Source organism: Streptomyces sp. NPDC041940, assembly GCF_055589465.1.
Genome location: NZ_JBVJBP010000015.1, coordinates 18,591 through 32,109 on the forward strand (window position 1 = coordinate 18,591; position 13,519 = coordinate 32,109).

Below are 13,519 nucleotides of genomic sequence, written 5' to 3' on the forward strand. Positions count from 1 at the left end.
GGCGCAAAGGAAATCCGTTCCATGACCTCGCAGCCGACATTGAAGACGACCGGAAACGACCCCGGAGGCCCCGGAGAACCCGGCGGGCCGGAGGGCAGCTCCGGACTGCAGGCCGGGCTCAAGAACCGGCATCTGTCGATGATCGCCATCGGCGGCGTCATCGGAGCCGGGCTCTTCGTGGGGTCCAGCTCCGGTATCGCCACCGCAGGCCCCGGCATTCTCCTGTCGTACGCCCTCGTCGGCACGCTCGTGGTGCTGGTGATGCGGATGCTCGGTGAGATGTCCGCTGCCAACCCGACCTCGGGTTCCTTCTCCGCGCACGCCGACCGGGCGCTCGGCCCCTGGGCCGGTTTCTCCATCGGCTGGCTGTACTGGTTCTTCTGGGTCGTGGTGCTGGCGGTCGAGGCGACCGCCGGTGCCGTGATCCTGGAGGGCTGGATCCCGGCCGTGCCGCAGTGGGCCTGGGCCCTGATCGTGATGCTGGTGCTCACCGCGACCAACCTGGTCTCCGTGGCGTCGTACGGCGAGTTCGAGTTCTGGTTCGCCGGGATCAAGGTCGTCGCGATCGCCGCGTTCATCGTCATCGGCGGGCTGGCCGTCTTCGGGCTGCTGCCCGGCGTGGACAGTGAGCAGGCCGGGCTGAGCAACCTGACCGAGCACGGGGGCTTCCTGCCCCATGGGGCAGGCGCGATCCTCACCGGTGTGCTGCTCGTCGTCTTCTCCTTCATGGGCAGCGAGATCGCCACCCTGGCGGCCGGTGAGTCCGAGAACCCGCAGCAGGCCGTCACCAAGGCCACCAACAGCATCATCTGGCGAGTCGCCGTCTTCTACCTCGGCTCGATCTTCGTCGTGGTGGCCCTGCTGCCGTGGGACAGCAAGTCCATCACCGACGACGGCTCCTATGTCGCCGCGCTCAACTCCCTGGGCATTCCGCACGCCGGTCAGATCATGAACTTCATCGTGCTGACCTCGGTGCTGTCCTGTCTCAACTCCGGTCTCTACACCGCCTCCCGCATGGCCTTCTCCCTCGGCCAGCGCGGCGACGCGCCGAAGTCCTTCGCCCGCACGACCGGCAACGGCGTGCCGCGGACCGCGATCCTCGCGTCCGTCGCGTTCGGCTTCGTCGCCGTCTTCTTCAACTACAAGTTCCCGGACTCCGTCTTCCTCTTCCTCGTGAACTCCAGTGGCGCGGTCGCCCTGTTCGTGTGGCTGGTGATCTGCTTCTCCCAGCTGCGGATGCGGAAGATCATCCAGGCGGAGGCGCCGGAGAAGCTCGTGGTCAAGATGTGGCTGTACCCGTATCTGACCTACGCGACGGCCGCACTGATCGTCTTCATCCTCGGCTACATGCTCACCGACACCGAGCACGACGGGCGCCAGACCATTCTGCTGTCGCTGCTCGTCGCGGCCGTGGTGCTCGTCATCGGCGTCGTGAAGCACAGGGGCCGCGGCACGCGGGGTGCCGGCACCGCGCAGGCCCAGGTTCCGGAACAGGGCCGGGACGAGGTCTCGGCCGGCTGACGCTGACCGGCGGGGCGCTCGCCTCTTCGTCGTGTGGGGCCTGCGGTGCGTGTTCTTCCTTTCAGGACGCGCACCGCAGGCCCCTTTCTTCGCGCCCTCTACAGCACCATGAAGCTCTCCTTGACCTTCTCGTACGTGCTCAGGGCCTCCTCCTCGATCCCTGACTGGTACCAGGTGTTGATCTGGTACGACTTGCCGCCCACGTTGAAGCCGAGCAGCCGGGCGTGCCAGCGGACGCCCTCCAGCGTGAAGGTGTACTCCCAGACCACCGCCGGGTGGCCGCGGAACGTCGTCTCCTCCAGGCGGATCTTGCTGTAGTCCTGGCCCTGGTGGGCGTTGCGTTCCGAGGTCTGCCAGGTCTCCAGGAGGTCGCCGCGGGCCAGGGCGGACTTGCCGACCAGTTCCTGGGCGCCGTCCGGGGAGGTGTAGTGCACCTCCGCGCCCGTCTTCACGTCCCGCCGCCAGCCCTCCGGTGTCGCCCAGGCGAACCCACCGGCTTCCCGGTGCGTGCCCGGCGGCAGGCTCTGCGGGCGGGCTGTGCCCTCGACTGTGGGTGTGGGTGTGGCTTTGGGTGTCGGGGTGGGGCCGGTGGTGAGGGGTGCGGAAGTAGAGGAGCCTGCTCGGGGGGCGTCGTCGCCCGGTGAGCCGGAGGACGTCGCCAGGATGATTCCCGCGACGGCACCGGCCGTCGCGACCGTGGCCGCCGCGGCGGCGAGCGTCCTACGGCGGTGGCCCGCGCGGGGGCGGGACACGGCCGGGACCGCGGGGCCGGGGAGTTCGCCCGGCGGCATCGGGGCAGGTGGCGGCGTGGGGTGCGGGCGGCACTCGGTTGCTGCCTGTGCGCGGGTGAGGGAGACGGGGCTCGGGCGGGGGGTGGTGGTGGCGCGGCTGTCGGGCAGGGGCGGGTTCGGCTGCGTCTTCGCGGCGGCTGCCGTGGGGGGAGCGGTGGTGGCCGTGGCCGGGGCCGTGGGGTGGTGGTCGAGGGTCGGGAGTGGTGTCGCGTCCAGGACGGGGGCGGGTTGGCGGGGGTCCTGGGGCGTGGCTTGCGCGGGGGCCGGGGTGGGTGGTTGCTGTGGGGTGGGGGCGGTGAGGGGCGGCGGCGCCGTCGTCAGGGCCGGTGCCCGGGGTTCCGGTTCCGGGGTGGGTTGCTGGTTCCTCTCGGGGGCCGGTTCCGGAGCGCGTTGCTTTTCCGGGGCCGGGATGTGTTCCGGTTCCCTGTCTGTGTCCAGGACCGGCCGCGATTCGGGCTCCGGTTCCGGGTCCGGGGTGCGTTGCCGGTCCGGTTCCGGTTCCGTGTGTGGGTCCGGCTCCGGCCGTCCCTGCTCAAACCCCCCTCCCCCCAGGGTTTCCGCGAGGCCGGCCGCCCCCCACCCCACCGACACCGTCGGCGTGGGGACCGGGAACGCCACCGCCTCCAGGGCCGTTTCCAGGTCCTCCAGGTTCGGGCGGGTCGACGGGTCCTTCTCCAGGAGGGCCGTGAGGATGTCGCGCAACGGGCCGGAGGCGGCGGGGAGTTCGGGTTGCTCGTAGAGGACCGCGTGCAGGGTCGCCAGCGTGGTGTCGCGGGCGAAGGGGGAGCGGCCGCCCAGGGCCGCGCAGAGGGTCGCGCCGAGGGACCAGTTGTCGGAGGGCGGGCCCTGTGGGCGGCCGGAGATGCGCTCGGGGGCCATGTAGTCGGGCGAGCCGACCAGCATCCCGACCATCGTGAGCGCCTTGGCGTCCTGGATCGCGGCGATGCCGAAGTCCGTGAGGACGACGCGCCGTTCAGGGGAGCCGGGGCCCGGGGCCTGGCCGGAACCCGGGCCGCCGCGGCGTGCGGATCCGGCCGGCCCGACCGGCCCGGCCGCGTCCTCCACCAGGACGTTCCCGGGCTTGATGTCCCGGTGCAGGACGCCCCGCGCATGCACCTGGCGTAGTGCCGCGACCAGGCCGAGCCCGATCCGGGCCGTCTCGCCGGGGCTCAGGGGGCCGTCCTCCGCGAGGATCCGTTCGAGGGAGCGGCCGGCCACCAACTCCATGACGATCCACAGGCGTTCGCCCTCGTCGACCACGTCGTAGACCCGTACGACGTTGGGGTGGTCGATCCGGGCCGTGGCCCTGGCCTCGCGCAGGGTGCGTTCGCGGCGCGTCCTGTTGTCCTCCGCGTCGATGCCGTCGATCCGCATTTCCTTGACGGCGACCGGTCGGTCGAGTATTTCGTCGGCGGCTCGCCACACCCGCCCCATTCCCCCCTGGCCGATACTTTCGACCAACCGATAGCGCCCCGTCACCAATACCCCTGGAACACCGCCGCTATTCGCATTCCCCGGCAATCCGCTGCACCCCCTCCACGACGCCGCGACCGCCTCCAGTGAAACACAACGGTCACACTTCGCGCCGTACCAGGATAGTGCGACGAAATCTTGTGGTACCTCTTTCAGTGCTGCGAATTCAGGCGCAGCCCAGGGGGACGCAAGGGGGGCGAACATGAGTTCTCGTCGTACGGCCGTGGTCGTGGGGCCGCTGGTCGCGGCATCATTCTCGGCGGTGCTGATCCTTTCCGGCGCTGCCGGCGCGGAGGACGGAGGACCCGCAAGCGGCAAGGGCGGAAAGGCAGTCGACGAAGCACCGGCCGGGGTGAAGCTCACCACGCTGCTGCCCGAGAAGATCTCGGTCGACAACGGTTCGAAAAAGACGGCGATTACCGCCACCGTGAAGAACGAGGGGAGCAAGGACAGCGGGAAGATCAGGCTGCTGGTCGTCGGATTCGACGGGCTTGTGGTCAAGAACGTCGAGGGCTGTTCCGCGATACCCGAGAACGGCCTTCCGGAGGGTTCGAACAGCGGTTTCGCCTGCGCCGTCGACAATCTCGCGGCCGGTAAGTCGAAGTCCTATGCCGTGGACGCGACATACGACCTGAGCAAGGCCGGAAAGATCTGTCTGCCCGTTCAGACCGCCGACGGGAAGAAGACGTTCTGGCAGCAGGGCCCGGTGCCGTTCGGCACGACCAACCCGTCGCCGGACGCCCCGGCCACTCCCCTGCTGCTCGGCACCGACAACAAGCCGGTGTCCCCGGGCGGCAAGGAGTCCCCGGGCGGCAAGGAGCTGGCGGAGACCGGTCCGGTGCGTGATCTGCTGCCGTTGGGCGCGGCGGGGGCGTCGTTGGTCGCCGCGGGCGTGGCCGGGATGTGGTGGGCGCAGCGGCGGCGGCCGGGGGCGCGGCAGGGCTGAATCAGGCTCCGTCCGCTCCGAACACGCACGAGAGGCCCGCCGGGGCAGCACACCCGGCGGGCCTCTCGTAACGGCTATGGGTTCAGCGCTTGTTCGCGAACTTCCAGGCCGTCGGCAGCGCCCCCATCGCCAGCGCCGCCTTCAGCGCGTCGCCGATCAGGAACGGCGTGAGGCCGGCCGCGATGGCGGCGGTGGCGGACATGCCGGTGGAGAGTGCCAGGTAGGGCACGCCGACGGCGTAGATGATCGCCTCGCCCACCAGCATCGTGCCCGCCATGCGCAGCATCGAGCGGTCGGCACCGCGGCGGGCGAGGGCGCCCACGACGGTGGAGGCGAGGATCATGCCGAGGATGTAGCCGAAGGAGGGGGCGACACCGGAGGTGCCCTGCGCGAACCACGGCACGCCCGCGATGCCCGCCACGGCGTACAGCGCGAGCGCGAGGAGGCCGCGGCCGGCGCCGAGGGAGGTGCCGACGAGCAGCGCGGCGAAGGTCTGGCCGGTCACCGGCACCGGGGAGCCCGGCACGGGCACCGAGATCTGGGCGGCGAGACCGGTGAGCGCGGCGCCGCCGAGCACGAGAGCCACGTCCCGGACACGAGAGGCGGGGAGCAGGTCGGCGAGGACCTGTCCGGTGCGGGCGGGGACGGCAGCGGTGCTCATGTGGGACTCCGCGAGGGTGAGGGTCGGTCGGGACACGGTGACGCTATCCCAGCGCCCTCGCCCTGATCACCGTCAGCGCTCGACAAAGGCGCTCACACGCGCTTGGTCGGCTTCGGACAAAAGGTGGGCGCTACACCGAGCATGACGTGATGCCGGTCACTGAGGCAGCGAGGCTTCGGTCACGGACTCGGCGGCGAAGCGGACTGTAGGGTTTCGCCAAACAGCCTCCAGGTCGCGCGCCCTCGGGCGTCCGCGACGGGTGCCCACCCTCCGTCCCCGGGACCTCACGGCGCGCGTTCCGCATGTCCGCATGCTGGACAGCCCTCCTCCCGGGCGAGGGGACCGCCCAGACTGGCGGCGTTTTTGCCCTCTCTCGCCTCTCACGCATTGGACGAGCCGCGCCCATGCCCAGCAGCACCACCACCGGGACGCCGCCCAGCACGGACGACGCCTCCCTCTCCCATGGCCTGAAGCAGCGCCACCTGTCGATGATCGCCCTCGGCGGGGTGATCGGCGCCGGTCTGTTCGTCGGCTCCGGCGCGGGTATCGCCGCGGCCGGTCCGTCGATCGTGGTCGCCTACGCCCTCTCCGGTCTCCTCGTGATGCTGGTGATGCGGATGCTCGGCGAGATGTCGGCCGCGTATCCCTCGTCGGGGTCGTTCTCGGCCCACGCCGAGCGGGCGATCGGCCCCTGGGCCGGGTTCACCGCCGGGTGGGCGTTCTGGGTCCTGCTCTGTACGGCCGTCGGCCTGGAGGGCATCGGGGCCGCGAAGATCGTCAGCGGCTGGCTGCCGGGCACGCCGGAGTGGGCGTGGGTGGCGCTGTTCATGGTCGTCTTCTGCGGCACGAACCTCGCGGCCGTGAAGAACTTCGGCGAGTTCGAGTTCTGGTTCGCGGCCCTGAAGGTCGGCGCGATCACCCTGTTCCTGGCGCTCGGCGTCCTGGCGATCCTCGGCGTCCTGCCCGGCACGGACTCGCCGGGCGCGACCCACCTCGCCGACTTCATGCCGAACGGCGGTGAGGGGCTGGTCATCGGCCTGCTCGCCTCGGTGTTCGCCTACGGCGGTCTGGAGACGGTCACCATCGCGGCGGCCGAGTCGGAGAACCCCGTCAAGGGCGTGGCGAGCGCGGTCCGTACGGCGATGTGGCGCATCGCGCTGTTCTACGTCGGCTCGATGGCCGTCATCGTCACCTTGGTGCCGTGGGACTCCAAGGAGGTCGTCGAGAAGGGCCCGTACGTCGCCGCCCTGGACGAGCTGGGCATCCCCGGCGCCGGGCAGCTGATGAACGTGGTCGTGCTGGTGGCCCTGCTGTCCGCCATGAACGCCAACGTCTACGGCGCGTCGCGCATCGGCTACTCGCTCGTGCGGCGCGGCCAGGGCCCGAAGGTGCTGGGCCGGGTCTCGGGCGGGGTGCCGCGGATCGCCGTACTGGCGTCCTCCGTCTTCGGGTTCCTGTGCGTGCTGCTGAGCTACTGGCGGCCGAACGACGTCTTCGCCTGGCTGCTGAACATGATCGGCGCGGTGATCCTCGTCGTCTGGATCTTCATCGCCGTCTCGCAGCTGCGACTGCGCCGTCGACTGGAGCGCGAGGCGCCGGAGAAGCTGGTCGTGCGGATGTGGGCGTTCCCGTGGCTGACGTGGGTCGCGCTGGCCGGCATGGCCGCCGTCTTCGTCCTGATGGCCCGGGAGCCGGACACGCGGGTGCAGTTGTACTCGACGGGCGCGATGACGCTCGTCCTGGCGGCCGTCGGGTTCGCGTGGCAGAGGGCGCGCGCCAGGCAGTAGGACATCTCATGACGAAGGCCCCCGCGGCACATGCGGGGGCCTTTTCGTTGTGCCCGGGCACCCGCCTTCGGCATCCTGCTGCTAGCGTGCAGTTGCAAGCACATTGCAATAAGAGGTTCGAAGGGGTCCCGTCTTGCCCGTCTACACGCTGCCCGAGCTCCCGTACGACTACTCCGCGCTCGCCCCGGTGATCAGCCCCGAGATCATCGAGCTGCATCACGACAAGCACCACGCGGCCTATGTGAAGGGTGCGAACGACACGCTGGAGCAGCTTGCGGAGGCGCGGGACAAGGAGACGTGGGGGTCGATCAACGGGCTGGAGAAGAATCTGGCCTTCCACCTGTCCGGGCACATCCTGCACAGCATCTACTGGCAGAACATGACCGGCCCGAAGGACGGTGGCGGGGAGCCGCTGGCCGCCGACGGGGTGGGTGACCTCGCGGACGCGATCACCGAGTCCTTCGGTTCCTACGCGAACTTCAAGGCGCAGCTGACCAAGGCCTCCGCGACCACGCAGGGCTCGGGCTGGGGTGTGCTCGCCTACGAGCCGCTGAGCGGGCGGCTGATCGTGGAGCAGGTCTACGACCACCAGGGCAATGTCGGCCAGGGCGCCACTCCGATCCTCGTGTTCGACGCCTGGGAGCACGCCTTCTACCTGCAGTACAAGAACCAGAAGGTCGACTTCATCGAGGCCATGTGGCAGGTCGTCAACTGGCAGGACGTGGCCCGGCGTTACGAGGCCGCCAAGTCCCGCGCGGATGTGCTGCTGCTGGCCCCCTGAGGTCGTTCGAAGCGTCCTGCCTCGTGATCGTCTTCTCACCCTTCACGGCGGCAGGCGGAGAGAAGGAGACCCCCGCGAGGACATGACTCGCGGGGGTTTTCCCGTGCCCGTGCCCGTGCCCGTGCCCGGGGCGGGTCAGGGCTTGCGGCCGAGCCCGCCGTGCTGGCCGATCGCCGCCGTGGACTCGCCCGGCTCGGGGTGCCACAGCAGTACCGGGACCACGCCCGGGTCGACCAGTTCCAGGCCCTCGAAGAAGGCCTCGATCTGCTCGACCGGCCGCAGGAAGTAGGGGACCGCGCCGGTCTCGTTGTAGGCGTCCTGGGCCTGTTCGTAGGCCGGGTCGGTGCCGCGGGAGCCCTCGTTGAGGGAGAGGTGGCTGCCGGCGGGCAGGCCGGCCAGGAGGCGGCGGACAGGGGGCTTCTGATGGATCTCCGTGGAAGAAGGAGCGGCGTTCGGTGCGTGCTCTCGGCGTGGCGGGCGGAAGGCCTCGATGGGGGTCCCCCCGCTCGAGCGAAGCCGAGAGTGGGGGAGGAGCTACTAGGCCTTTTGTCCGGTGCGGCGAGAGTGCGTGCCGGGCGTCGCGACGCCGCGGAGATCCAACAGAAGTCCCCTAGGTCACGGGCCTCGTCGTGGTCGGCCACGTGGCCCAGGATGCCGCTGAGGATCAGGGCGGTGGGGCGGGTGAGGTCGAGGGTCTTCCCGGCCGCCTCGATGATGCGCTCCGGCTCGTAGAGGCTGATGGGCTCGTACGCCGTCGCGCCCTCGGGTGTGGAGGTGAGCAGGGCGCGGGCGTGCGCGAGGACCAGGGGGTCGTTGTCGACGTAGACGACACGCGACTCGGGGGCGAGGCTCCCCCAACTCTTCGAGCCGGGGGTACCCCCATTCGCTTCGGCTACGCTCCGCTCGCCGCCGCATGGGTGTTGTCGACGGTGGGCAGACCGGTGCCCACGTCGAGGAACTGCCGTACGCCCGCCTCCTGGACGAGGTGGCGGACGGTGCGGCCGAGAAAGGCGCGGCTGCCGCGGGCGATGGTGACGATGCCGGGGAACACGGCGGTGTAGGCGTCACCGGCCGCCTCGTCCACGGGGTAGTTGTCCTTGCCGCCCAGCCAGTAGTTCCAGATCCGGGCCGAGTGCGGCACCGAGGTGTCGATCTGCGTCATGGGCTCATGGTGCTACGGCACTTCCGCCTCGCAGGGCACATTGAGTGAGAGGAGTGCGGCGGAACCGTCGGAGTTCATGCGCAGTTCGCTGATCGCCGCGTTCCGCAACCGCGGGAGCACTCTGCGGTACTCCCGGGGCGGGATCGACAGCAGCGTGCACAGCACCAGCCGCAGGAGGGTGTTGTGCGCGACCACCAGGACGCGTCCGCCGGGGTGGGCGGTGGCGATGCCCCGCATTGCACGGGTCGCCCGGGCCGCTGCCGCCAGCGGATCCTCGGCGCCGGGGAAGGAGTGGGCCACCGGGTCGGCACGGTAGGCCGCCGCCCACTCCGGGTCCTCCGCCTCGAACTCGGCGAGCGTACGGCCCTCGACGACGCCGAAGTCGCATTCGCGCAGGGCCGGTTCGACCTCCGGGGTGAGGCCCAGGGCGCGGCAGGCGGGCTCGGCGGTGGCGATCGCGCGGGACAGCGGGGACGTCCAGATCGCGTCGACGGGGTGGGCGGCGACCCACCGCCCGAGCGCCTCGGCCTGGGCACGGCCGGTGTCGGTCAGACCGATGTCACTGACCCCGGCGTACCGGTTCTCGGCATGCCAGACGGTCTGCCCGTGCCGGGCCAGCAGGAGAGTCATGGTCATGGGCCGCTCCGTTCGTACGCGGTCGAGCCACCGACGCGGGGCGGCGGCCAGGAGGTCGGAGAGTCGATGCGGGGCGGTGCCAGGGTGGCGCTCGGGCCACCGGGGCGAGGCCACGCCGGGCCGGTCCGTTCATACGCGGTCGAACCACCGACACGCGGCGGCAGCCAGGAGGTCGGAGCGCCGATGCCAGGCGGCGCCAGACCGCTCCGGCCGCCAGGGCGAGGCCGCACCAGGCCGCTCCGGCCACCGGGGCGAAGCCGCGACCGGCCGGTCCGTTCATACACGGTCGAGCCACCGACCTGCGGCGGCAGCCAGGGGGTCGGAGCGCCGATGCCCGGCAGCGCCAAAGCGCTCGGACCACCAGGGCGAGGCCACACCAGGACGCTCCGCTCGTACACGGTCGGGCCACCGACGCACGGCGGCAGCCAGGCGGGCAGAGCGCCGATGCCCGGCGGCGCCAGGCCGCTCGGGCCGCCAGGGCGAGGCCACACCAGGACGCTCCGCCCACCGAGGCGAGGCCGGCTCCGCCCGCCGGCGCGAGGCCGCGCCAGGGCGGTCCGACCGCCGGGGCGAAGCCGCACCAGGCCGCTCCGCCCGCCAGGACGAGGCCGCACCAGGCCGGTCCGGCCGCCGGGGCGAAGCCGCGCCAGGGCGCTGACGCCACCAGCGCGAGGCCGCGGCACCAGGGCCGGGGTGCCCGCGTGGGGGTGGGGCAGGTGTGTCGTCATGGCTGCGTCGGGTTCGGGCGGGTGCGGGCGTGTTCCGCGGTGGGCGGGGGTAGCCAGCCGCGGGCCTCCAGCGTGTTCACGAGGCGAGCGTACGGCTCGGCGAAGCGGGCCGTGTGCGAGGCGCGGGGTTCGAGCACCGTGCGGACGCGGACCATGCGCTCGGCGACTTCGGCGAGTGTGCCGGCTCGCGAGACCCCGTACGCGGCCAGCGCCGCCATGCCCAGGGCCGGTTCCGTCTGCTCCGGGACGCGGGCCGGGCGGCCGAGGATGTCGGCGCGGAGCTGGTTCCAGTAGGGGCTGCGGGCGCCGCCGCCGGTGAAGGTGAGCGGGCCGTCGAGGGGGGCGCCGAGGTGGTGGAGGTAGTCCAGGCAGAGGCGTTCGGCGAAGCCCACGCCCTGGAGCAGGGTGGCCCACAGCTCGGCGTCGTCCCCGGGGTCGCCGAGGACGAACCCGGTGGCCTCGGGCGCCCGGAACGGGAACCGCTCCCCCGGCGACACCAGCGGGTACGCGACCGCACGGGACGGTTCGAAGGCCGCCGCCCGCTCGTCCATGGCGGCCGGGTCGGCCTCCGGGAAGTGCGCCGCGAGCGCCCCGGCGCCCACGCTCGACGCCCCGCCGGGCAGCCAGGTGCCGTCGGGGGCGCGGTGGTTGTAGACCACGCCGGTGGGGTCCCGGACCGGGTCCCGGGCGGCTCCCTTGAGCACGAGCGTGGTGCCGAGCACCGAGTTCCAGGAGCCGGGCCGCAGCGCGCCCGAGGCGATCTGGGCCGCGCAGCCGTCGGTCATGCCGGCGAGCACCGGGGTGCCGGCGGGGATGCCGGTGGCGTCGGCCGCCCGTGCGCTGACCTCGCCGAGGCGGGTGCCGGGCCGTACGACGTCGGGCAACAGGCGGTCAGATACGCCCAGTTGGGCCAGAGCGGCCTCCGGCCAGGCCTCCCGGTGGAGGTCGTAGCCCGTCTTGAGGGCGTGGCTGGAGTCGGCCGGGGGCGGTTCGCCGGTGAGGCGGGTGACGATCAGGTCGGGCTGGTGGGCGAGGCGGAGGCCGGGGCCGTACTCCCCCACCAGCCACAGCGCCTTCGGCAGGGCCCAGGTGTCCTGCACCGCGAGCCCCGCGTCCCGGGCGCGCGCCGCCTCCGAGGCCGCGCGCCCGTCGTCGTACATCAGCGCGGGGCTCACCGGACGGCCCGAGCCGTCCGTGAGCAGGACCGTGCCGGAGGTGCCGCACACCGCGAGTCCGCCGATCGGCAGGCCGGGGGGCGCGGAGCCGAGGGCGGCCCGGGACGCCGTGCACAGCGCCGCCCACCATCGCACCGGATCCTGCTCGTGCCGCACCCCGTCCCGCCGCCCGGTCAGCGGGGCCGAGCCGCTGCCGAGGACCGTGCCGTCGGCGGTGACGAGCAGCACGCGGACGCTCTGCGTGCCCAGGTCGATCCCCAGCCAGGCCTCATGCTCGTCCGTCATCCGGCCTCCCGCACATATGAATCCGTGAACTTCACACTCTGCCCTGAGATTTTCCCGTGCGCGAGGGATTGACGCCCAACTTCAGCCGTTCCACCCTCTGTTAACGAGTCGACTCGACGTGTTAACCAGGCTCCACGTGGAGGTACGGATGGACACGCACGTGCACGACCGCCGGCGCTTCCTCGCCCTCGCCGCCGGTGCTGCCGCGGCCCCGCTGCTCACGGCCTGCGGCTCCGGTTTCGGCGGGAACGACGGCAAGAGCGACGGGTCGGCGGCAGCCGACATCACCGGTTCCTTCGACTGGAAGCGGGAGAAGGGCACCACCGTCAAGGCGCTGCTCAACAAGCACCCGTACACGGACGCCCTGATAGCCGACCTGAAGTCCTTCACCGAGAAGACCGGCATCAAGGTCGAGTACGACGTCTTCCCCGAGGACAACTACTTCGACAAGCTCACCGTGGACCTGTCCAGCGGGCGTGCCTCCTACGACGTGTTCATGCTCGGCGCGTACATGGTGTGGCAGTACGGCCCGCCGAACTGGCTGGAGGATCTCGGGCCCTGGATGCGCAACTCCTCGGCGACGGGGGACGAGTGGGACCAGGGGGACTTCTTCCCGAACCTGCTCCAGGCCGACCAGTGGTCGCTGAAGGCGGGCGCGCCGCTCGGCCAGGGCGGTCAGTACGCGCTGCCGTGGGGCTGGGAGACGAACGTCGTCGCCTACAACACCGAGGTGTTCGGCAAGCTCGGCGTGAAGCCCGCCGAGTCCTTCGACGAGCTGACCGAACTCGCCGCGACCATCAAGCGGAAGGCGCCGGGCGCCGGTTTCGACGGGATGTACGGGATCGCCGTACGCGGGTCCAGGAGCTGGGCCACCATCCACCCCGGCTTCATGACGATGTACGCCCGCAACGGGCTGAAGGACTTCACGGTCGACGGCGGGAAGCTCACCCCCGCCATGAACAGCCCCGAGGCCGTCGCCTTCACCGAGGACTGGGCGCGGATGGTCAAGCGGGGCGGCCCGCCGTCCTGGACGTCGTACACCTGGTACCAGTGCTCCAGCGACCTGGGCGCCAAGAAGGCCGGGATGCTGTTCGACGCCGACACGGCCGCCTACTTCCAGGCGGTGAAGGGCGCCAGCCCCGCCTCCGGGAAGATCGCCTTCCACCCGGGGCCGAAGGGGCCGGATGGGTCGCTGGCCACCAACATGTGGATCTGGTCGCTCGGCATGAACGCCAAGAGCAAGAAGAAGAGCGCCAGTTGGCTGTTCCTGCAGTGGGCGACCGGCAAGGAGCACCTGCGCAAGAGCGCGATCACGCACAACCACATCGACCCGGTGCGCAAGTCGGTCGCCGACGACGCCGCGTACAAGGACAAGATGCGGCATCTGCCGGGCTTCCTGGAGACCTTCGAGACGGTCGTCGACCAGACGAAGATCCAGTTCACTCCGCAGGCGCAGTTCTTCGACGCGACGACCAGCTGGGCTGCGGCCCTCCAGGAGATCTACGGCGGCGAGGGCGCGAAGTCGGTCCTGGACGGGCTGGCGGACGACCTCGCCGGCAAGGTGGGGTAGCGC

The 13,519-nt window shown here is 71.3% G+C and carries 9 protein-coding genes and 2 pseudogenes; 5 read left to right on the plus strand and 6 right to left on the minus strand.

The window, feature by feature from the left end; all coding sequences use genetic code 11:
- Positions 1 to 21: 21 nt before the first annotated feature.
- Positions 22 to 1,521, plus strand: coding sequence for an amino acid permease (locus ACZ6I3_RS24405; protein WP_469417332.1), 1,500 nt, complete (start codon positions 22 to 24; stop codon positions 1,519 to 1,521).
- Positions 1,522 to 1,619: 98 nt separating this feature from the next.
- Here ACZ6I3_RS24405 and ACZ6I3_RS24410 read toward each other — a convergent pair whose 3' ends face one another.
- Positions 1,620 to 3,746 carry a protein kinase domain-containing protein gene (locus tag ACZ6I3_RS24410; RefSeq protein ID WP_469417333.1) on the minus strand — a complete coding sequence of 709 codons (2,127 nt, stop codon included), beginning with the start codon at positions 3,744 to 3,746 and terminating at the stop codon, positions 1,620 to 1,622.
- Between the two features lie 241 nt (positions 3,747 to 3,987).
- Here ACZ6I3_RS24410 and ACZ6I3_RS24415 point away from each other — a divergent pair, with 241 nt between their 5' ends.
- Positions 3,988 to 4,731: a hypothetical protein gene (locus tag ACZ6I3_RS24415; RefSeq protein ID WP_469417335.1), complete on the plus strand. Its 744-nt coding sequence runs from the start codon at positions 3,988 to 3,990 to the stop codon at positions 4,729 to 4,731.
- 82 nt (positions 4,732 to 4,813) lie between these two features.
- On the opposite strand, the gene ACZ6I3_RS24420 is transcribed toward ACZ6I3_RS24415, so the two are convergent.
- On the minus strand, positions 4,814 to 5,392 hold the full coding sequence (locus ACZ6I3_RS24420) for a biotin transporter BioY (RefSeq protein WP_469417336.1): 579 nt from the start codon (positions 5,390 to 5,392) through the stop codon (positions 4,814 to 4,816).
- A 404-nt stretch (positions 5,393 to 5,796) separates the two neighbouring features.
- On the opposite strand from ACZ6I3_RS24420, the gene ACZ6I3_RS24425 reads away from it, so the two are divergent.
- Positions 5,797 to 7,179, plus strand: coding sequence for an amino acid permease (locus tag ACZ6I3_RS24425; RefSeq protein WP_469417338.1), 1,383 nt, complete (start codon positions 5,797 to 5,799; stop codon positions 7,177 to 7,179).
- 133 nt (positions 7,180 to 7,312) lie between these two features.
- Complete coding sequence (locus tag ACZ6I3_RS24430; RefSeq protein WP_399023973.1) at positions 7,313 to 7,960, plus strand: superoxide dismutase; 648 nt, start codon at positions 7,313 to 7,315, stop codon at positions 7,958 to 7,960.
- Positions 7,961 to 8,095: 135 nt separating this feature from the next.
- On the opposite strand, the pseudogene ACZ6I3_RS24435 reads toward ACZ6I3_RS24430, so the two are convergent.
- The 4 genes and pseudogenes from ACZ6I3_RS24435 to ACZ6I3_RS24450 all read right to left on the minus strand — a co-directional run.
- A pseudogene (locus ACZ6I3_RS24435) lies at positions 8,096 to 8,371 on the minus strand (SAM-dependent methyltransferase); the annotation flags it as partial.
- Positions 8,372 to 8,571: 200 nt separating this feature from the next.
- A pseudogene (locus ACZ6I3_RS24440) lies at positions 8,572 to 9,122 on the minus strand (SAM-dependent methyltransferase); the annotation flags it as partial.
- A gap of 12 nt (positions 9,123 to 9,134) precedes the next feature.
- On the minus strand, positions 9,135 to 9,758 hold the full coding sequence (locus tag ACZ6I3_RS24445; RefSeq protein WP_469417340.1) for a histidine phosphatase family protein: 624 nt from the start codon (positions 9,756 to 9,758) through the stop codon (positions 9,135 to 9,137).
- Positions 9,759 to 10,482: 724 nt separating this feature from the next.
- The gene (locus ACZ6I3_RS24450; RefSeq protein WP_469417342.1) at positions 10,483 to 11,946 is read right to left on the minus strand and encodes an FGGY-family carbohydrate kinase; all 1,464 of its coding nucleotides are present in this window, start codon (positions 11,944 to 11,946) and stop codon (positions 10,483 to 10,485) included.
- A gap of 148 nt (positions 11,947 to 12,094) precedes the next feature.
- Here ACZ6I3_RS24450 and ACZ6I3_RS24455 point away from each other — a divergent pair, with 148 nt between their 5' ends.
- Entirely contained in the window at positions 12,095 to 13,516 is a 1,422-nt protein-coding gene (locus ACZ6I3_RS24455) for an ABC transporter substrate-binding protein (RefSeq protein WP_469417344.1), read from the plus strand.
- Positions 13,517 to 13,519: the final 3 nt, after the last annotated feature.

What these genes read in the sequence shown, in the direction of transcription:
- ACZ6I3_RS24405 (WP_469417332.1), top strand. Translation starts at nt 22, where the DNA reads ATGACCTCGCAGCCGACATTGAAGACGACCGGAAACGACCCCGGAGGC.
- ACZ6I3_RS24410 (WP_469417333.1), bottom strand. Translation starts at nt 3,746, where the DNA reads ATGGGGCGGGTGTGGCGAGCCGCCGACGAAATACTCGACCGACCGGTC.
- ACZ6I3_RS24415 (WP_469417335.1), top strand. Translation starts at nt 3,988, where the DNA reads ATGAGTTCTCGTCGTACGGCCGTGGTCGTGGGGCCGCTGGTCGCGGCA.
- ACZ6I3_RS24420 (WP_469417336.1), bottom strand. Translation starts at nt 5,392, where the DNA reads ATGAGCACCGCTGCCGTCCCCGCCCGCACCGGACAGGTCCTCGCCGAC.
- ACZ6I3_RS24425 (WP_469417338.1), top strand. Translation starts at nt 5,797, where the DNA reads ATGCCCAGCAGCACCACCACCGGGACGCCGCCCAGCACGGACGACGCC.
- ACZ6I3_RS24445 (WP_469417340.1), bottom strand. Translation starts at nt 9,758, where the DNA reads ATGACCATGACTCTCCTGCTGGCCCGGCACGGGCAGACCGTCTGGCAT.
- ACZ6I3_RS24450 (WP_469417342.1), bottom strand. Translation starts at nt 11,946, where the DNA reads ATGACGGACGAGCATGAGGCCTGGCTGGGGATCGACCTGGGCACGCAG.
- ACZ6I3_RS24455 (WP_469417344.1), top strand. Translation starts at nt 12,095, where the DNA reads ATGGACACGCACGTGCACGACCGCCGGCGCTTCCTCGCCCTCGCCGCC.